Raw genomic sequence first — 18,436 nt, forward strand, 5'->3', positions numbered from 1 at the left:
GTGACGCTTCGGAAACGCTGTACCGCTTGACCCGCGAAAAAGAAAACACCGCACGCCAGGTCCAGACGCACCTGGACCGTCTGGTGAACGATCACCAGATGCAGAACTACCTGCAAGACAAATACGTCACCACGCGCGAGGGGCGCTGGGTCCTTCCCGTGCGCAGCGGCTCGCAGCATTCGGTGAAGGGCGTGATCCACGGTTCCTCGCATACCAAGCAGACCGTGTTCATGGAGCCCGAAGTCGTCATCCCTTTGAACAACCGCCTGCGCCAGGTCGAAGTCGAAATCGAAGACGAGATCGAGCGCCTGCTCGAGCAGCTCTCGCACTACTTGGCGGGCCAGTCGGAAAGTTTCGCCTCGTCGAAACAAGTGCTGCTGGATGCGGACATCGGCCTGGCCAAAGCCCAATGGAGCGCGCTGATCCGCGCCCAGTCCTTCGAATTCACCGACGACGAGATCACGCTGAACGAAGTGAAACATCCCATGCTGATCGCCAACGGCAAAGAGCCCGTGGCGAACAGCGTGCGCCTGACACCGGAAAAATCGATCCTGCTTTTGAGCGGACCGAACGCGGGCGGTAAAACGGTGCTTCTGAAATCCATCGGCCTGGCCGCGCAGATGGCGCGCGCGGGGCTGCCGATCGCGGCGGGTGAAGGATCGAAGCTTCCGTTCTTCGACCGCGTCCATATCGGCATCGGTGACGCGCAAAACGTGGGTGAAGAGCTGTCCACCTTCGCCGCGCACTTGAAAATCCTGGACGCCGCCACCCGTTTGCAGGGCCGCCGCAATCTGATCCTGGTCGACGAGATCTGCGGATCGACCGATCCCGAAGAGGGCTCGGCGCTTGCGCGCGCGTTCATCAAAACTTTTTCGAACAACGAAGTCTTTGCCGTCGTGACCTCCCACTTGGGACCGCTTAAATCCGGCTGGGACGATTCGGACCGCGTGCTGCAAGGCTCGCTCGAATACGACGCGAAGTCGGGACGCCCGACCTACAACTTCATCCAGGGGATTCCCGGCGACTCGCTGGCGATCCAGACCGCGCGTCGCGTGGGCATCCCGGCCGACATCGTCGAGCGCGCGGTCGAGTTCCTGTCACCGACGTCGAAGGCGCGGCTGAACGCCATGGACGAAATCGACCGCATGCGCGGCGATCTGCACACCTTGCAAGACATCCTAAAGAAAGAGCAGAACCGCGCGAAGTTCGAAAAAGAAAAGTACGAAAAAATGCGCGCCGAGCTCGAGAAGGAAAAAGAAAACCTGCTCGCCAAAGCCGTTCGCCAAGCCGAGAAGAAGATCGAGGACATGATCGCGGCCGCGAAAGTCGAGCAGACCTTCAAACGTCACTCGGCCCTGCAAGAGATCAAACGTGAACTTCCCGAGATCGTAAAAAGTCGCCCCGGCCCGGGACAGTCCGCGACCGTGCAGGTCGCAACACCGGAAGAGTTCGGTAAACGCTACCCGCCCGGAACGAAGGTCTTCGTGCCCTCGCTGAATCAGGACGGCATCATCCAATCGCTGCCGAACGGGAAAGGCGAAATCCTGGTGCTGTCGAATTCGATCCAACTGCGCCTGCCGTGGACCGAGCTGCGGCCCCCGCAACACGCCGTGAACCCGACCGCGGAGCTCGTGCGACGCAGCTCAGGCCAGGTGACCGTCGCACTGTCCGACGCGGACCGCACGCTCGATCTGCGCGGCATGACCGTCGAAGAAGCGATCAGCTCGCTCGAGATGGGACTGGATAACGCCGCGAACTCGCAGGAAGACCGCATCAAAGTCATCCACGGTCACGGCACCGAGGCTTTGAAAAAGGCGGTGCGGACTTACCTCTCGCGCAGCGTTTACGTAAAGAAATGGAAAGCCGGCTCGCCCGAGCAAGGTGGCGACGGCGTGACTTGGGCCGAACTGGGTGAAGGAGAACGTCCATGACCGAGGCCGAATTTTTCCAAGCGGGGCCGGAGCTGAAAAATACCTTCGAGGCCGACGCACTTTTGCGACGGATCCTGGGCTTCCACACGGGCGGGGAATTTGGAAAATTCGCGCCGATCCTGCGCGATCTTGGGGAACGCGCGGCGACCGATATGCTCGCGGCCGCGCGGGTCGCCGAGACGTCTCCGCCGGTCCACGTCCCCTTCGATCCGTGGGGGAACCGCATCGACCGCATCGACGTCTCGGACGCCTGGAAAAAGATGGAACGTCTGGCCGCCGAGTACGGCGTCGTCGCCACCGGTTATGAGCGCCGTCAGGGCGAGTTCAGCCGGGTCTTCCAGATGGCGCTTCTATATCTTTACCATCCGTCGAGCGCGCTTTTCAGCTGTCCTTTGGCCATGACCGACGGCGCGGCGAAAGCCATCGAACTTTACGGCGATCATTTCGAAATGAAGGTCGCCTTCGATCATCTGACCAGCCGCGATCCCGCGAAGTTCTGGACCTCGGGACAATGGATGACCGAGCGCACGGGCGGTTCCGACGTGGGTTTGAGCCAAACGATCGCGCGCGCCGGTTTGGACGGCGAGTACGCGCTCAGCGGAACGAAGTGGTTCACGTCGGCCACGACCTCGCAGATGGCGATGACGCTCGCGCGGATCACGCCCGCAATCGATGCGAAGAATGAACTATCGCTCTTTTTCATGCGTACCCACGACGATCGCGGACGTCTGCGGAAAATTAAGATCCACCGCCTGAAAGACAAGCTGGGAACGAAGGCGCTGCCCACGGCGGAACTCGCGCTCGAAGGCACGCCCGCCCGCCTCGTCGGCGGCCCCGGCCAGGGCGTCAAAAAAATCGCGAGCCTTTTCAACGTCACCCGCATCTACAACGCCGTCTGCTCGGTGGGCTCGATGACCCGCGGGTTGCAACTGGCGGAGGACTACGCGAAAAAACGCGTCGCCTTCGGCGGAACCCTCGCCGCCAATCCCCTGCATATGGAGACCTTGGCGGAGCTCGCGACCGAAAAGGCCCTCGCGACGCTCTTGATTTTCAAAACCGCGACCCTGTGGGGTCGCGAAGAGATGAAGCTCGCGAACGCCGAAGAATCCACGCTGCTCCGACTGCTGACGACGCTCGCGAAATTGTCCACCGGGAAGAGCGCCGTGCGCGTCGCCTCGGAAGTGTTGGAGAGTTTCGGCGGCGCGGGTTACGTCGAGGACACGGGACTGCCCGTGCTGTTACGCGATTCGCAGGTCTTCCCCATCTGGGAGGGCACCACGAACGTGCTGTCCATGGATATCCTGCGCGCCTTCAAAAAAGAAAACGCGGGAACCATTTTTCACAATGACGTCACCGCCCGCCTGAAAAAGATCGATCCTTCGGGCATGGACCCGGGCCTTTCAACCTTGCGCCACGATCTGGAGCGCGTCAGCCAATGGGTCGGTACGCAGTCGCCCGAAATCCTGGCCTGGAACGCGCGCAAACTCGCGCTGGCTTTGGCGCAGATCTACACGCGTTCGCTGGCTTTCGAGTTCGCGCTCGCCACCGGGCATCCCTTCGACCGTGAAGTCGCGCGCCGCGCGGATCGCCCCGTCGACTTTCACCCCCGCGAAAAGGCGGAAGAAGCGGGCCTGGCCGCCCTCTTCCGCGAGGAGACTCCTTGAAACTGTTTTGGACCCTGCTTTTGATCCCCGGACTGCTCTTCGCGCAAACGCCGTCGGTTTCGCCGTCACAGTCGCCGCAGTCCACCCCGACCCCGAAACCCACGGACTTCCCGAAGGACTACTACGACTCGCGCGAACGCTTCCGCTCGGCTTGCCCCGTCTCTCCCGACGAGAATACGGTCTGCGAGATCTTCCCCGTCGATCCGCAAAACGACTTCAGCGTCGACAGCCTTTTCTGGCGCGCGGAAAATTCTAAAAAGATCCTCGTCCTGGTTTCCGGCGTTCACGGGATCGAGACCTACGCCGGCGCGGCCGTCCAACGCGATTTCGTCGAGGAAAACCTGTCGCGCTTTCTGGATCAAGGCATCAGCGTTTATCTGGTGCACGCGCTGAATCCTTACGGTTACGCGAACAATTCCCGCGTCACCGCGAACAATGTGGATCTGAACCGCAACTTCCCCTCCAAGCAGGACGCCGACTGGAAACCCAACGCGGGCTTTCAGAAATTGAAAGAGATCCTGGCCCCCGAAAACATCTCGGGCCCCGGTTGGTTCTCGTTCTTCGGATTCTCGTTCAAACTGCTGTGGCGAATCGCGACCTTTCAGTTCACCGTGGACGAAATGAATCAAGCGATCGCCGGCGGTCAACGCGAAGAAGCGCGGGGACTTTTCTACGGCGGCACGGCGCCGGAACCCCAAGTCGAATGGCTCAAACGCCAGTTGGACGAAAAACTCCAAGGCTTTGAAGAGGCGCTTTTGATCGACATTCACACGGGCCTTGGCGAACGCGGTGTTTTGCACCTGATGCCCAGTGACGAGCCCGCCCCCACCGGCGCGGATCTACGGGCGCGACTCTTCGGGACGGAATCCAATGAGGTCTACAAAATCACCACCGAAGCGACGAAGGGATTCTATTCGGTCGCGGGGGACTTCTTGGACTTCGCGGAAGAGCGCGGACCCGAGGGCCTGAAAACCGCCGCGATGACGATGGAGTTCGGCACCAAGGGGACCTCGATCCCCGCGCAGCTCGGCTCGCTGCACACGATGGCGAGCGAGAACGCGCGCCGGATTCTGCCGTGGACGCAAGAGCGCGACATCGCCGCGTCGCGAGCGGATTTCATGGAACTCTTCGCGCCGCAAGATCTCGAATGGCGGGACGGAATTCGCAATAAAGGCCGGGCGTTTTTCCAACAGGTCCTGACCCGCTGGAGCGCGCAGCCATGACGCCCGCGCACGCCCGTCTGAATCGGATCGTCCTGGCGCTGTACTTGGCCGGCGGTTTTCTGTGGCTATTTCCGGGCGTGAAGCTCGAGCTGTTACGCTACGGCGAACTGACCGATGGACGATATTTTCTGGGGTACTTTCCGAACGTCATCCCGCTCTTGCCGATTCACTGGGGCATTCAGTCGGTCACCTTGGCCGGTGCGCTCTACGCGCTCCTGCTCCCATGGCGGCGTTTACTTTCCGTCGTCCCTTGGTTGATCGCCTATACGCTGCTCGCGTTGATCGACGTCCGGGTTTTGATTCTGACTCCGGGCGCGATCAGTTTGATCGCGCTGCTCGTCGGTTACGGAATCTTCGGCGTGATGGACGAGATCCGCCCGCGCCCGCGGTTTCCCTTCACGCTCCCCCGCTGGGCTTGGGGATTCTGGGTGCTGTTCCTGATCTTGAGCGTTTTTCTCTTCGATCCGATGCTCACGGTGACGGTCGCGGTGCTCTTCAACCCCGCCTGGGTGAAACCGCGCGGACAGAAAGCCGACCTCACGGTTTTCTTCGACGGACACTGCGGACTTTGCAACCGCACGGTGGATTTCCTGATTCGCGAAGACGCCGAATCGCGCCGCCTGCGTTTTGCGACCTTACAGGGACCCACCGCGGACCTGTGGCGCATGAACGGTCGCTTGCCCGCAACCAAAACGACGGCCGCGGACGATCTTGAAAGTTTGCTGGTGGTTTGGGGCGAACGAACGCTCGACCGTTCGGACGCGGCGCTGGCGATCGGCGAGCATCTGGGGGGCCTGTGGCGAGTCTTCGCGATCCTTGCCCGCGCGGTTCCGCGTCCCCTGCGGGACGGCGTGTACCGGCTGGTGGCGCGGCATCGCTACCGCTTCTTCGGCCGCCGCGAGACCTGTCGCCTGCCGACCAAAGAAGAGCGAAGTCTTTTTATCTAGAGGGATTCTTGTTTCAACCGACGTGACGGCGCTTGCGCCGCCGCGGGCCGCTGCTGCACGTAGTCCGTGCGCAAATAAGGCATGCGGTGCGCGCCCAAACGTTTCACCATCATGGGGACACGTTTCACGCCATTCGTTGTCCCGGCCAGATCACGCTTCAACACCTGCGACACCGGACCCTGGTAAGCTTGGGTCACGGCCGTCGACGGCTGCGTCGTCAGCGTGGTCCCCGTGCCGGTGGTGGTCACCGTCGTCGTCGCGGTGTTCGCGGCGAGCTGCTGCTGGTACTGAAGCTCGGCGTATTTGCGGTCGGTTTCGTTGCGGTCTTGGATGATTTTGTAAACCAAGAAAGCCGCGGCGATCCCCGCGCCCACGAGCGCGATGGTCGGCAGATTGTCTTTGAAGCTCGAACCCGTATCGGTGCGCGCGCTGGTCGGCGTGACGTTCGCCGGCGCGACGGCGGGGACCGTGGTATCGACCGGCGTGGGATTATTCACCGCCGCCACGGGCGTATCGCGGACCGGAGTTTCCGCCACGCGCGCCGGCGGCTCTTCCGAAGCCGTGCGCGGCACGCGGTCCTCGGACTTCCCGTTATTCGGAGTATCCGCCACGACGCGATTCGGCTCGCCGGTCAGGTTGAAGGCGACTTGGTTCGTGTGTTTTTTGATGTCGGCGACGACTTCACGCAAAGAGGACATGACGCCCGTCTTGGGGTTCGTCTCGTCCGCGCCCCAGATCAGGCCGACGGCGTTCCCGTTTTTGTCGTAAAGCACGCTTCCGGAATTTCCCGAGATCACGGTGGCCCCGATGGTTTCGTAGCCGGTACCGCCGTTGGGCAGGCTTACCGGAGCGCCCATCTTGCCTTTGGCGTGACGTTGCTTGCCGGGGTTCTGCAGATCGTGGGTGACGAGGGTGATGTCCTCGCCGGTTTTCAGTTCACGGTCGGCGATACGTACGGGTGGGACTTTCGCGCCGATCTCGGGGCAATTGAAAACGGCGTAATCGAGCTTCGCGCTGCGCGCGACCGGCTGGGGTTTGCAATTCGTGATTTCGATCTTTCCGCCCTGACGGTAGAACACGAGTTTCACGCCGCCGCGATCGACGCAGTGGTTGTTGGTGACGATGTGGTTTCCGTCGACCACCCAGGCATTGCAACCGCTGGCGCCCATGTGGAAAACGCCGCTCGACTCGCCGACGGCGCCGATGCGCGGGCCTTCGACCGGGGTCTGACGTTGTTCGCCGGTATCGGGGATCGTCGCCCCGTCCAACGGGGTCGCGGTATCGACCGCCGCGAACGCGGAAGAGAACGACAAAATTCCCGAAATGAGACAGATCCCGAACGACAGCGACAGACGAGCTGATTTCATACCTGAAGGAAGAGCAAAGCTCACGCCGGAACGTGGGCCAACGGTGCGATTCCCAGGGCTTTTTGTGGACGGACCGTCAGCGCGGAACGCGCAGCCGTCTAAAGCCTGGTCAGGGGCGCGTCTGCTCGCGGAACTGACGACGGGCCTCTTGATCGTACCTGTCGGCGAACTCCCGCAGCGCCGTTTGGAAAGCGGCGGAGTCCTTCTCGGCGAAAGCGCGGTAGGGCTCGGCCGGAGTCTGGGCGCCATGACGGCGCCCCAGGTAGTTCGCGAAGTATTCCATTTCTGCGAGCAGCATGCGGCGACCCTCGCGGTCCTGTGCGGACGGCAGGTCCGTGCGGAAGTGTTTCTTCACACGGGGACGAAACCAAAAATTGCGGCCCCCGCTTTTGATGATACCGTATTCGGGGCGCCGCTCGCCCCAGTAGGCCTCCATCAATTCCGGTAAACGTTCCGCGGCGTCTTTTTGCGGCGACCAAAAACTCAGGGCCGGTTCGCCGAGTTCTTTCGCTTCGAAGATCCGAACGCCGCCATCGTTTCGCAGCAACGTCCACACGCGCAAGAAGCCCTGACTGCCCCCATCCACGCGACGTCGCGAAGCCGAACTCATCACGTCGGACTCAAACAAACGGCCCAGTACGCCCGCCGTTTCCTCAATCAAGGCGCGCTCGGCGGGGGTTGATTCCTCAAGCTTCGTCAACCCTAGACGTTCGAAGTTCAGCGCCTCGCCGTCCGTGTTTTTCTCTAAGAACTCGCGGTCGCGTTTCGCGATCTTTTTGTCGGTCAAACGGATGACGTCGGCGATCCGCGAAGGTTTATCGTCCTTCTTTCCGCGCAGGCCACGGGTATAGGCCTTCAAAAGCGGCCCCACGTCCACTTGCGCATCGATCGCTTTCACCGTGACCAAAAACCGCGCGACGTCGAACGCGAAAGGTCCGCGACCTCCGTCATCCAGATCCATGAAATCCACTTTCAGATGTTTGTCGCTTCGGCGCGCGGCCATGTTTTGGTAATGAAAGTCACCCGTGATCAAACCTTCGGTCAGAATCGCTGCGTTCTCGGTCGGAACCTCTTTGGCGGTCTGGCGCGCGAAGGCCCAGAAGTGACGCGGGTTCGTCCGCAGGGACATGAAATAGTCGACCGCGGGCTTCCAACGCAGGCCCGCTTCGGGATGATGAACCTGCCGGCAAAGGTATCCCGCATGCGCGGGCACGAACGAACACAACGTCAGTAAAAGAAAAAGTCCGCCCGTGAAGTTCAAAGGACTTTGATTCTACCAAATTCCGCCGCGCCCCTCGAATGTCATGACCCCGCACGGTCATTTTTTCAGAGGGAAAAACGCAAAAACCCGAAGGGAGGGCCCTTCGGGTTTTAGAGGTCCGGAAACCTTAAGGTTTACTGCAAGGACTGCAGGAAACGGTCGGACGCCAGGAAGCCGTCCAGATTCATCAGCGGGGCGCGCGAGTAACCGAGGTTGATCGGTGCGCTGTCGGGCTGATCGATGTACGCGCTCGACAAGAGCATGTCGATGGTGATCGGCTGCGTGCTGCGGATCACCAGGCGTTCGTTCTGGGTGACCTTCCCTTGGTAGTTCCGCATCTGAGTTTGAGCGTTGTACCATTCGTTGCCACGATCGGTGTCACGGCACGAAGCGAGTTCTTCTCCGCTCGCACCCCAGCGCTTCTCGGCGCAGTGGTAGGGATCGAAGCTCATCTTGTTCAGGCGCAGCAGAACATCCGAGAACCGCAGCGTCTGACGGCGACCGTCGGATTTGGTATAGGTGATCTGGCATTTGTTATCCATCTCACGCAGTTCGCGACGAAGGGTGTCGCGGTAAGCGACGTTGTTGCCGCCCCGGAAACGAACGCCGGTGCCTTTGGCTTTCACAAGCGCCCACTGATTGGTTGCGGCGCGCGCGATATCGTTCACCGAGGCACGCATACGACCGTCGCGTCCGGGAGACGACTGCTGCTCCCAAGTCTGCTCATCCGTGCTGAAGATATTCACGGGAAGCGCCGAGGGGTGCGGCAGACGCGGAGTTCCCGCATTGATCGCAACATCCACGTCCTTCACGCGCTGTTGCATCTCGGTGCAGAGAGAATCCATCAGACGTACGACGGCTTCGTCCGCCTCGATCCAGACGCCCTGTCCACGCAGGTTCTGGCCCAAGTAATCGAAGAAACCGGTACTGTTAAAGGCGGATTTCCAAGCCACGGGACTCACCGAAGTGTCCGGAGTCACCATCGAATTGATACCGAAGTACTGCTCCAGGGAATACTTGCCCGAAGCGATGAGCTCTTCGTTCGACTCGGGAACGACGCGGGCACCGAAAATTTCACCGTCGTAATTCCGTTGTCCGCCCACCGCACGCATATTGCGGAAGCGGTAGAAGCCCAAGCCGTGCTCGGGACGCGAGCGATCGAGCGTTGACGGTTTGATGATCTTATACGTCAACGACCCGTCGGGGTGCGCGTCGATGAAATGAATCGTTCCGTTACGATCCACGTCGAACACCAGACCGATATGACCGGTCGAGTGAATGATCGTGCCGACCTTAATCCCGTCTTTATTCATCTTCACGGGATAAGTATCGAGCGTGACGCGCGAGGGGTTCATCGGGCCGACGCGGAAGGTCCGGGTCGAAACGACGTCGAAGATCGACTCGAGGTACTGCTCGATGTGGCGGCCTTGTCCGGCTTTCGCGGGGATATTGTTCCCACCGCGCGAAGTCGCGACGTTACCGTAGGGCGAGTTGTCCAAACGTCCGTTCTGCAGCGACTCGGCCAGATCGTCTTCGCGGTTCGCTTCCGAAGCGACGGGCGCTTTCAAAAGTTCCAGGCCCGCGACGATACCGAAGGGCAGTTCCAGTTTTTGCGCGACGTAGGCGCGTGCGAAGTAAGGGAAATCCGCGCAGTCCGAATACATGATCAAACCCGGAGCGTCGGTGTGGATGAACATATTCGCCGTTTGGCTCTTCATGCAGCCTTTGACGGTCGAGCACTTGCCGGCTTTCACGGCCTCGCCCATTTGTTGGACGAACATGCCGAAGACGTTTTCATCTTCTTCGGTCCACTCGGTGCGCGAAACGCGGATGCGCTGACCCGAAGCCGGCTGGCTACGGAACTCACCGATGATCGCTTGCTCTTTTTCTTTCGCGGTCATGCCTTCGGTGTTCAACCGGGGCTGTTCACGTTGCGCGGGAGTGATATCGAGGGGCTGACCACGTTGGCTCGCCCAAGGATCGACTTGGCGCTGTTGCTGCTGCTGACGACGCTCCATTTGTTCGCGGCGCTGACGCTGTTCCCAAGTTTCGGGTTGATAGCGACGTTCGCGACGGGGCTCTTCACGGCGACCGAAGATGCCGAAGATATCCAAATTGAGCTGCGCGTTCGCGCGGATCGATGTGAAAGTGGTTGCCGCGGCCAAGACTCCCAGAGTCAGGTGACGCAGGCTCGAATTGTTCTTCATTCGGTCCTCCTAAATTTTTGCTTCCGCGGCCTGTTTTGCGAGGCCCATGCCCCTCCTTCCCCGGATTTTCAAAAATGATGTAACTATATAAAATTACTTCATATTCCAACCCCCTCACCGGAGCTTAAGGACCTCCATTGTGGGCGACGTGGCGGCTAACCTTTGGGCGAAAAGGACGCTTCCGGTCACCTCCTTTTCTTCAGGGTTTTGGCCACGCGATTGCACTTTCATCCTTATATGACGTCCTCTTCACGCTGCTTGATCCATGCGCTGCTTCTGATGACCTTTTCCGTCGCCCTGTCGGCGCACGCGACAACCGTTAAGCTCCCGCCGCCCGTTGAGGACTACGTCGAAAAGCGTCTGCGGGATTGCATGATCTATGAAGACAAGGCCCTCGAGGTGTGCGAGGTGGAGCTGCGCCGACGCTACAAGAAGGTCCCTTACCTGAGCGGCGCGCAGTTTCTTCAACGTATGGCCGCGAACAAAAACTATCTCAAAAGCCTCAGCGTCGTCAGCGAAGCCCAACTCGAAGAAATTACGCAGACTTTACGCGCGCTGCCCATCGACTACTTTGAAGAGATCGATGGCTGTATGGGCCGGGCCGAAACGATGTCATACGTCCTGGCGAAAAAGCAAATTTTCGTCGGCAACGTTTTCGCGCGCGGCATGATCCGGGTCGAATCCCGGCACCTGCCGGTCACGCCCGCCACCATCCAGTGGGGATTCCACGTCGCGCCCTTCATCATGGTGAAAAACGCGAACGGCAAGATCTATCCCTACTCTTTGGATTTGACGCTTTTGAATGGCACGCCCCGTCCCCTCAATGAGTGGCTCGCAAAACTGGAAGCCGCCGGCGGCTCCCTGCTCGAGCTGCATGCGCTCAAATCATTCGAATCCTCGCCAACCGAACCGGGCGAAGACGTCGTCCGCTCATGGAAGGACCGCGAAGTCAGTCTGATCGAGGCGCGCCTGCGGGAGCCTCCGTACCGCACGATCCACCGTGGATCGCCCTTACGTTTGGACTTGGCCGAAAGCTTCCTGAAAACTCTCGAGGCGACGCCGCTGTTGATCAGCAATCCTTACGAACGTCAGTACGAAGATCCTGAAGCCACGTCCTTCGCGAAATCCTTCGGCGACGCCAAGCTTTCCGAAATCCGTGAGCGCATCCGCACGGAGCTCCGCTGCGAACAGAATCAAAGTACCGAATGTGCGGTCTACTACCGCGACGAAGCCGATCACGGCTTCTGCCGGCTCCAGATATCCCTTCCCCGCACCGAAGAAGGTCCGCTTCGCGTCGCCTGTTTTCCATTTGATCGCTGACGCTGGCCGTCCCGGGGCGCTCAAGTTTGGCCTTTCCAGGAAATGAACGGCAATCTATTCCTTCCACGGCTTGGCCCGAAATTTGGAGAAGGCGCCTGTCACCACTGGAAGGAGTCGACCATGACATTGAGTCGTTGGAAATCCGTCGCGTTGATCGGCGGACTGTTATTGAGTGCCCCCTCGGTTTTCGCTCTTGCCGTCAAGCATGACAGCGTCGCCGCAAAGGGTTGTTTGAATATCGTCAGCCTGAGTCAGGCCGAAAGCGCGCTCGCGCGTTTCAACCTGACGACCGAAAATGCGAAGGAGTCTGAAATTCGCGCGTTGGGTACGGGACTGATGTGGATCGAGGATCTCAACGGCGATCGCCCTCTCGCGATGGCGAAGGGTCCGGGCTCACGCCCCTATCCGTTCATCTTCAAAAACAATGGTAAGAACTCGCGCCAAACCGGATCGGGAATCGAAATCGCCCGTCAAGGGGCGAAGCAATTCGGTTCGAACGTCGCGCAACTCGTGCATGAGCTGGGTCACTTGGTCGGTAATCAAGGCGCCTACGCCATGTACCGTCAGCAGGTCGGCTCTGCTCCTTGCGTTGTCTCGGGATACTCGGATGACAAATTCAATGAGCAGTTCGCGGAAGTTTTCGCGGCCTTCGTGACCAAACCCGAACTCATCGCGGAAAGCAAATCGGCGGCATGCAAGAAGGCCTTCAAGTTCTTCTCGCAGACCCTCTTCGCCACCGGCGAACGCGCCCGTCAGTGCAAAAACAATGATGGGATTCTCGATCAGTAGGATCGGAAAGATCCCACAGACCGTAAAATAAAAAAAGCCGCGGTTCATGGCCGCGGCTTTTTCGTTCATCTCGAATCAAAGTCTAACGTTTCAGTGCGGGGGCCGATTCACTCTCGGCGGTCGTTTTCATGGGGGCCCCGCAAGTGCCTTGCGCTTCGAGCGCCAGTCGCGAAACCGAAACTTCCGCCCAGGACTGTTTCTCGGGAACCACGCAGGTCGCGGATTTCGCCGGGGCGGGAGGCGTCGTCAGATCCGCGCTGACCGTCGGGAGCGGACGATTCTCATAACCGGTGGTCGCGGATTCCGCGAAGGCGAAACTGGACGCCAGGACCGCCAAAGCCAAAACGAGAGTTTTCATGGGAACCTCCGGGGTCCAATCTACCCGGGTCCCGCCACGCGCACAAGGGGTTGGGCTCGTCTTACACGGTCCCCTCAACGAAAAAACCCGGGCGCGGGGCCCGGGTTTTCGTTTTAAGCGGCATTGGATTCGCTGATCGTACCGGGCTCTTGGGGCCACTGCTTTTCCAGGATCGGGACTGCGGCGTCCGTCAAAGTTTTCAGGAAAGGCGAGCCACGACGGGGACGAGCTTTCGTCAGGTATTCACCGAAGAGCGCACGCCGCTTCTCGGGCATCTGATTTTGCAAACGCTCCAGGACGGCCGCCGGACCGACCCAGCAATCCGCCAGCGACTGCGCCGAGACCGAATTCATGATCTTCACGCAATCTTCCGCCGGCAGAAGCGCCAACCACACAAGCGAAGGCAGTTTCCGCGCCACCTCGGCCGACACAAGATAAGGCTGCTCGAAGAGCAACATTTCGTCGTCTTCCGAAAGGGACGAAATCTGCAGCTGCATCGGGAGCGCCCGGGCCGCCGACTTCACCGTCGGAATCTGCACGGCCGAACCGCGCGCGCCGCCGCGATTGAAGTCGATACGATCGCGTAACGAGACGTTCACCGACTCTTTACGCATGGACGAGATCCCCCACCAGACCAATTTGTTGGTGGAAAGAACGCGCATCAAATCGTCGTTCGAAATATTTTCGAGCGGCGTCGGATATAGATAGAACGGATCGTTGTGGTAACGCTCTTCACCCGCTTGGGTCAGCGAGAAGTGCTCAACGTAGGCCCCCAACTCAGGCCAAGACTGCAAAAGCTCCGTCTTTTTGGAGGGGGAAATCTGCGCCCAGATCCAGTTCGCGTAAGCGTCCTTTTCGCACCAGTAGCAGTCCGAAAGGATCGCTTTAAGCGAAACCACGCCCATATCGTCCATCGTCGGTCCACCCGCGATCGCGCCGGTCCCCGCACTGCCCCCACCACGCGTCGTTTCGCGACTCGCCGCCGCCAGTTCGGGCAACATCGAAGGCGCATTACCTCCGCCCGTGTCGATTTTGATTTCACCGATTTTGGTCGCCAGTCCCTTGAACGCGCGCATCAGCATCGCGATCATCATCACACTCACGACGAGGATCACCGAACCCACGCTTCCCGCCAAGATATAAACCAGGCGGTAAAGATGTTCGGAGTACTCCATCGAAATTTTTTGCAAACTATCGGCCTGAATATTGGCGGACTCTTTGCGTTTCTTCAGAATTGCGGAAGTCGCGTCGTCGATTTTCGAGATCGTAACTTGGCCCTTCTTGGTATAGGGTTTGACCGCGGATTCGATGATGCGCGAGACCTCATCCGGAAAATTTTCTACCGAGGAATAGATTTGTACACGTACGGAATCGACATCCGAGTCTTCTACGCGGCCCGCCTGCTCGACGGTGAAAAATCCGAAAACCTCCATCCCCGTTACGGGCAGATTGGTATTCACACGACGCGGAGTCACGTTCACGATGACCATCGCTTCCGGATCCACCGGTTGCACGATGCTCTTGATCTTAATCGTCAAGTTCGTCTCGAGCTCCATGACGGTGCTCAGGGGCGCCGCCAAGGCGATCTGGGTGCTGAGGAACAGCGCCGCCATCATTATGGGTTTCCATCGGACGCGGATCACGGATCCTCCCTTTTCAGACTCACCACGATCGTCAGGCTACGGGTATTACGCGAAAATTCCGCGCCCCCCTGAGCCGACAAAGTCGCCGGCTTGATGCCCATTTCAATCGCCCGTTGCAATGCGCGCGAAGCGCGCAGGGAACTCAAATCAAAGTTATTGGCGAGCGTACGTCCCCGGCTCGCCCGCAATTGTTTTTCATCGGTGTGACCCACGAAAGCGACGTCCACGCCGGCCTGGTAGGGCTTCAGGCGATCGATGACTTCATCGAGGCTTTTCATCATGTCACCCGTGAGCATGTACTTTCCGGGACCGTAGATGTTCTCCGGGAAATGCAGGATGAGCTTGCGCCCTTCCACGCGGGTCTCGGTCTCGAAACCCGGAAGTTTCATCACGAATTTCTGCAGGCCTTCGAGGCCTTCCGCCGCTTGGCCGACCTTATCGCCCACGCGGACCTGTTCCACGACGTTACCGCCCGCCTTCTCGCGGTCACCCGCGGCGGCTTTTTTTCCGGACAGAAGATCGATCAAATCGTCCTTTTCGGACTTGTTATCAATCGAGAAGAACACGACGAAGAAAGCCAGCAGGACCATCAACATGTCCGCGTACGAGACCGCCCAGGATTCCTCGGCGTGAATCCCGGAGTCACCGCTCGTCCTCCGCTCGACGCGGAGTTTTCTGGGCTTTTTACGCAGCTCGCTCATTCAGCTCCTCGCGAATCAAAATGACCGGTTCACCCTGATTGATCAAAAGCAAAACTTCATAGATGTTTTCCAGAACGCGCACGTGACGGACGTGACGGACGTGCAGCCGATCCGCTAAAGGCGCGAGCAGTCCGTTGGCCACGATCAACCCGAAGAACGTCGCGGTCATGGCGGCCGAGAGGGAGGAACCGATCTTGTCGCGGTTCTGATCGAGGGCCGAGAACAGGCTGATCATACCCATGACCGTACCGGTCATCCCCAGAACCGGCGGATATTTCGCCAAGTTCTTCAGGGCGTGAATCGCGTCGTTTTGCTTCGATTCGAGTTCACGGCGCTTCTGCGAAAGCAGCACGATGAAAAGATCAGGATCGATACCCTGTCCCCACAGCTCGTGCGCGTATTCGATCATCGGATGCGTGTGACCCGCGACCTCTTTCGAGCGGTCTTCGGCCAGCTTGACCAACTGCTCCTGAAAATCTTTGACGCTTTCGTCGCCTTTGACGGCGTCAACGAAGGTGTGCCAAAGCGACTTCATGATTCCCAACGGCGTCGAGAAAATCGCGATGGTGAAGGTTCCCCCGATCACGAGGATCATGGAGTGCATGTTGATATAGTCTTTCGTCGAACCTTCGAGCGAAGCGATGATCACACCGAGCGTCAGTAAAAAGCCGATTCCTAAGCTCATTGTCCTTCTCCGCCCAACGATTTGATGAACTTACGACCTTCTTCAAAGTCCGGGTGCGCTTTCAAGCCAATGCTGGCCGCCGTGCGCGCGTCGGACTTACGCCCTTGTAGGAAGTAGACCGAGGCCTTGATGAATTCGAGAAATGCGACCTTGGGGTATTTCGATTGCAGCTGCTGCACGCGCGTCATCGCGTTGTCGTAACGTTTCATGCGCAGCTCGGTACGCACGTCCTCGATACCTTGAACGATCTCGGAAACGTACATGCTGATTTCACCTTGCACCAAGTGCGCGGTCGCGTCCTTGATCGTGGGCGGATTCAACTTCAACTCACTAAGACCGTCTTTGATCGGCACGATCATCATGGGAATATGGCCGTCCAACTGAACGATCTTCGGCTCATTCAAAGTCACTTCGATCGATTCCTGAGCTTTCAGGGGCGTCTTCGTTTGCGAGACGGGATCGAACACTTCACCCACGGCCGGAACTTGCAGCTTCACCTGGAATGTCGAACTCAAAAAGGCCTGTGCGGGAGTCTGCGTGAAAAGCGCAGCGCCCACCATCATCCAAATTAAGGATCGCAAAGAAGAATGCGTTTTCGACATAGTGATGCCTCCGTAAATCTTTTCGGCAGTTAAGACCGTCGGCTAAGTCTAGTTGTGGAATTATTGCCCTGAAAATTCATGCATTTACGAGTTAACCCCAAGACCTTCGACGCGCGCGTAAGCGATCCCGTCGCGACCAATGGCGAGTCAAAAGCACGACGGACGTCGCGATGTCGCGACGTCCGTCGTGTCCAGTTTTAACTTAAGTCTATTCAGCCTTGAAAGAAGGCCTTCAGGCGACGAATGAAAGCGGACAACCAAGTGGCGCCGCTGTCCTGAATCTTTTGATCGAGAACTTTTTCGACGTCATTGGCGCGCACGACGCCTTCGATCATCTGCCCCTCGATCCACAGCGTGGGATTCGCGAGGATGCCCACGCCGCGAGCGTAAGCCAAATGCTGGTTCACGAGTTCGCGGCTGCGGCCCTCGAGTAGACACTTCTTGAACTCGTCCACGTCGAGCTTGTTCGCCCCCACCCATTCGTAAAAGCGGTTTTCATCGACCTGTCCGCGAAGTTCCGCCAACTGATTCAGGAAGTCGATGGACTTGCCGCGCTTTTGCCCGTCCACGCACAACGAAGCCTCGCTGAACAAGCGCGCGATGCCGTCGCCCGTATTGAAGTTGTGGATGACGTTGAGCTTCAGGTAGCCATCGTGCTCTTTCATGATATTTTTGAGCAACTTCAAGGTCTCTGGGCAATCCGGGCAGGTCGAACCGGTGAACGCCACCACCGAAACCGGAGCGTCCCCGTAACCGAGCACCGGCTGCCACTCCCCGCTCAATTTCAAATTCGCGTGGGGAGGTTTCACCGAAGTCTTGATGGGACCGTCGACCAGATGATCGGCGACGTACTGCTCGATCGCGCGCTGTTCTTTACGCCCTTTCATCGATGCCTGCAGATTCAATCGGGCCGCGTCGTCAAAGTCGTTCAGACTCGAACCGATGGACTTCAGGTAGGTTTCCATCTCGGCCGTCGTGGAATCGAAATTTTTCCCGGCGAGAATTTTCTGATTCACGAAGTCCTGCAGGTTCGAACCCTGCTTTTCGGCCTCGGCGTTCACCAAGATCCGCGCAAGCTGCTGCTGCATTTGCGACATCGTTTCAAGGTAACGACGTTGCTCGATCGACTGCATCAGTCCGTGCTGCATTTCGACATCGTCGCGAGTCACGCGTACGCCGCGACCCTCGGCCAAAAGATTCGCATCCTCGGTCGTCGCGTATTCGATCCCCAATCCCGCGACCGGCTGACGATCGAAACGGATCAGAATGTCTTTCAACGGCGTTTCACTCTCGGGAAGGAAAATCTTTACGACCGCTCCGCTCGCCCGCGGCGCAGCGGGCGCCGCCGGACGGGTCCGTCCGTGGCGAACTTCGACTTTTTCGGTCTCAACCTTCGCCGCCGCCGGGGCCTCTTCCACCACTGACGCGCTGGCACCGCGGTTCAATTGCCACTTCTCGACGACTTTCAGATACGCCTGCCCGATCAGAAAATCGTTCGTCAGGCGATCAAGATCCTTGATGACTTGGGACTTATCCAGAATTTGCGCCTTGGTCACTTTGATGCCGTTCACTTCCGCAAGCAGCGCCGGGTCGCCCAAATCCGCAGATACGAAGCGTATCGGCGCGTCTTCCAAAGCGAAGCCGGTCTTTTTACCGCCGGTGCAGCCCGCGATCAAAGCCATTGAAGTCACGGACAAAGCAAAACGCATTGAGTGGCGCATGGGTGGTTCCCCCTTGG

15 protein-coding genes are annotated in these 18,436 nt (G+C 59.0%); 6 read left to right on the forward strand and 9 right to left on the reverse strand.

What is annotated here, in order from left to right; all coding sequences use genetic code 11:
* The 4 genes from KF767_18600 to KF767_18615 form a co-directional block, all read left to right on the forward strand.
* Positions 1–1,931, forward strand: a 1,931-nt coding sequence (locus tag KF767_18600; GenBank protein MBX3019904.1) for a Smr/MutS family protein, incomplete at its 5' end; no start/stop codon positions are given.
* Entirely contained in the window at positions 1,928–3,595 is a 1,668-nt protein-coding gene (locus KF767_18605; GenBank protein ID MBX3019905.1) for an acyl-CoA dehydrogenase family protein, read from the forward strand. The genes KF767_18600 and KF767_18605, both read left to right, overlap by 4 nt.
* Positions 3,592–4,818 carry a DUF2817 domain-containing protein gene (locus KF767_18610; protein ID MBX3019906.1) on the forward strand — a complete coding sequence of 409 codons (1,227 nt, stop codon included), beginning with the start codon at positions 3,592–3,594 and terminating at the stop codon, positions 4,816–4,818. The genes KF767_18605 and KF767_18610 overlap by 4 nt, the downstream gene beginning before the upstream one ends.
* Positions 4,815–5,765 carry a DUF393 domain-containing protein gene (locus KF767_18615; protein ID MBX3019907.1) on the forward strand — a complete coding sequence of 317 codons (951 nt, stop codon included), beginning with the start codon at positions 4,815–4,817 and terminating at the stop codon, positions 5,763–5,765. The genes KF767_18610 and KF767_18615 overlap by 4 nt, the downstream gene beginning before the upstream one ends.
* Here the strand turns inward: KF767_18615 and KF767_18620 are convergent.
* The 3 genes from KF767_18620 to KF767_18630 all read right to left on the reverse strand — a co-directional run bounded on the left by KF767_18620 (position 5,762) and on the right by KF767_18630 (position 10,600).
* The gene (locus tag KF767_18620) at positions 5,762–7,132 is read right to left on the reverse strand and encodes a trypsin-like peptidase domain-containing protein (protein ID MBX3019908.1); all 1,371 of its coding nucleotides are present in this window, start codon (positions 7,130–7,132) and stop codon (positions 5,762–5,764) included. The two genes, KF767_18615 and KF767_18620, sit on opposite strands and share 4 nt — an antisense overlap.
* Before the next feature lie 109 nt (positions 7,133–7,241).
* On the reverse strand, positions 7,242–8,393 hold the full coding sequence (locus KF767_18625) for a hypothetical protein (GenBank protein ID MBX3019909.1): 1,152 nt from the start codon (positions 8,391–8,393) through the stop codon (positions 7,242–7,244).
* A 134-nt stretch (positions 8,394–8,527) separates the two neighbouring features.
* Positions 8,528–10,600, reverse strand: a complete 2,073-nt coding sequence (locus tag KF767_18630; GenBank protein MBX3019910.1) for a hypothetical protein — start codon at positions 10,598–10,600, stop codon at positions 8,528–8,530.
* A 237-nt stretch (positions 10,601–10,837) separates the two neighbouring features.
* Here KF767_18630 and KF767_18635 point away from each other — a divergent pair, with 237 nt between their 5' ends.
* Both KF767_18635 and KF767_18640 read left to right on the forward strand, forming a co-directional pair.
* On the forward strand, positions 10,838–11,920 hold the full coding sequence (locus KF767_18635) for a hypothetical protein (GenBank protein MBX3019911.1): 1,083 nt from the start codon (positions 10,838–10,840) through the stop codon (positions 11,918–11,920).
* A 120-nt stretch (positions 11,921–12,040) separates the two neighbouring features.
* Entirely contained in the window at positions 12,041–12,709 is a 669-nt protein-coding gene (locus KF767_18640; protein MBX3019912.1) for a hypothetical protein, read from the forward strand.
* A gap of 82 nt (positions 12,710–12,791) precedes the next feature.
* On the opposite strand, the gene KF767_18645 is transcribed toward KF767_18640, so the two are convergent.
* The 6 genes from KF767_18645 to KF767_18670 all read right to left on the reverse strand — a co-directional run bounded on the left by KF767_18645 (position 12,792) and on the right by KF767_18670 (position 18,419).
* Complete coding sequence (locus tag KF767_18645; GenBank protein ID MBX3019913.1) at positions 12,792–13,067, reverse strand: hypothetical protein; 276 nt, start codon at positions 13,065–13,067, stop codon at positions 12,792–12,794.
* Positions 13,068–13,180: 113 nt separating this feature from the next.
* Positions 13,181–14,710, reverse strand: coding sequence for a hypothetical protein (locus KF767_18650; protein MBX3019914.1), 1,530 nt, complete (start codon positions 14,708–14,710; stop codon positions 13,181–13,183).
* A complete protein-coding gene (locus KF767_18655) occupies positions 14,707–15,411 on the reverse strand; it encodes a hypothetical protein (GenBank protein ID MBX3019915.1) in 705 nt (234 codons plus the stop codon). The genes KF767_18650 and KF767_18655 overlap by 4 nt, the downstream gene beginning before the upstream one ends.
* The gene (locus KF767_18660; GenBank protein ID MBX3019916.1) at positions 15,395–16,096 is read right to left on the reverse strand and encodes a MotA/TolQ/ExbB proton channel family protein; all 702 of its coding nucleotides are present in this window, start codon (positions 16,094–16,096) and stop codon (positions 15,395–15,397) included. The genes KF767_18655 and KF767_18660 overlap by 17 nt, the downstream gene beginning before the upstream one ends.
* Positions 16,093–16,698: a hypothetical protein gene (locus KF767_18665; GenBank protein ID MBX3019917.1), complete on the reverse strand. Its 606-nt coding sequence runs from the start codon at positions 16,696–16,698 to the stop codon at positions 16,093–16,095. The genes KF767_18660 and KF767_18665 overlap by 4 nt, the downstream gene beginning before the upstream one ends.
* 212 nt (positions 16,699–16,910) lie before the next feature.
* On the reverse strand, positions 16,911–18,419 hold the full coding sequence (locus tag KF767_18670; protein MBX3019918.1) for a DsbA family protein: 1,509 nt from the start codon (positions 18,417–18,419) through the stop codon (positions 16,911–16,913).
* Positions 18,420–18,436 lie beyond the last annotated feature (17 nt).

The sequence above is a fragment of the Pseudobdellovibrionaceae bacterium genome, from assembly GCA_019637875.1.
Taxonomy (GTDB): Bacteria; Bdellovibrionota; Bdellovibrionia; order Bdellovibrionales; family Bdellovibrionaceae; genus JAHBUW01.

Coding starts and splice junctions, on each gene's coding strand:
- KF767_18660 (MBX3019916.1), bottom strand. CDS start 16,096: ATGAGCTTAGGAATCGGCTTTTTACTGACGCTCGGTGTGATCATCGCT.
- KF767_18670 (MBX3019918.1), bottom strand. CDS start 18,419: ATGCGCCACTCAATGCGTTTTGCTTTGTCCGTGACTTCAATGGCTTTG.
- KF767_18640 (MBX3019912.1), top strand. CDS start 12,041: ATGACATTGAGTCGTTGGAAATCCGTCGCGTTGATCGGCGGACTGTTA.
- KF767_18635 (MBX3019911.1), top strand. CDS start 10,838: ATGACGTCCTCTTCACGCTGCTTGATCCATGCGCTGCTTCTGATGACC.
- KF767_18615 (MBX3019907.1), top strand. CDS start 4,815: ATGACGCCCGCGCACGCCCGTCTGAATCGGATCGTCCTGGCGCTGTAC.
- KF767_18655 (MBX3019915.1), bottom strand. CDS start 15,411: ATGAGCGAGCTGCGTAAAAAGCCCAGAAAACTCCGCGTCGAGCGGAGG.
- KF767_18620 (MBX3019908.1), bottom strand. CDS start 7,132: ATGAAATCAGCTCGTCTGTCGCTGTCGTTCGGGATCTGTCTCATTTCG.
- KF767_18630 (MBX3019910.1), bottom strand. CDS start 10,600: ATGAAGAACAATTCGAGCCTGCGTCACCTGACTCTGGGAGTCTTGGCC.
- KF767_18645 (MBX3019913.1), bottom strand. CDS start 13,067: ATGAAAACTCTCGTTTTGGCTTTGGCGGTCCTGGCGTCCAGTTTCGCC.
- KF767_18605 (MBX3019905.1), top strand. CDS start 1,928: ATGACCGAGGCCGAATTTTTCCAAGCGGGGCCGGAGCTGAAAAATACC.
- KF767_18665 (MBX3019917.1), bottom strand. CDS start 16,698: ATGTCGAAAACGCATTCTTCTTTGCGATCCTTAATTTGGATGATGGTG.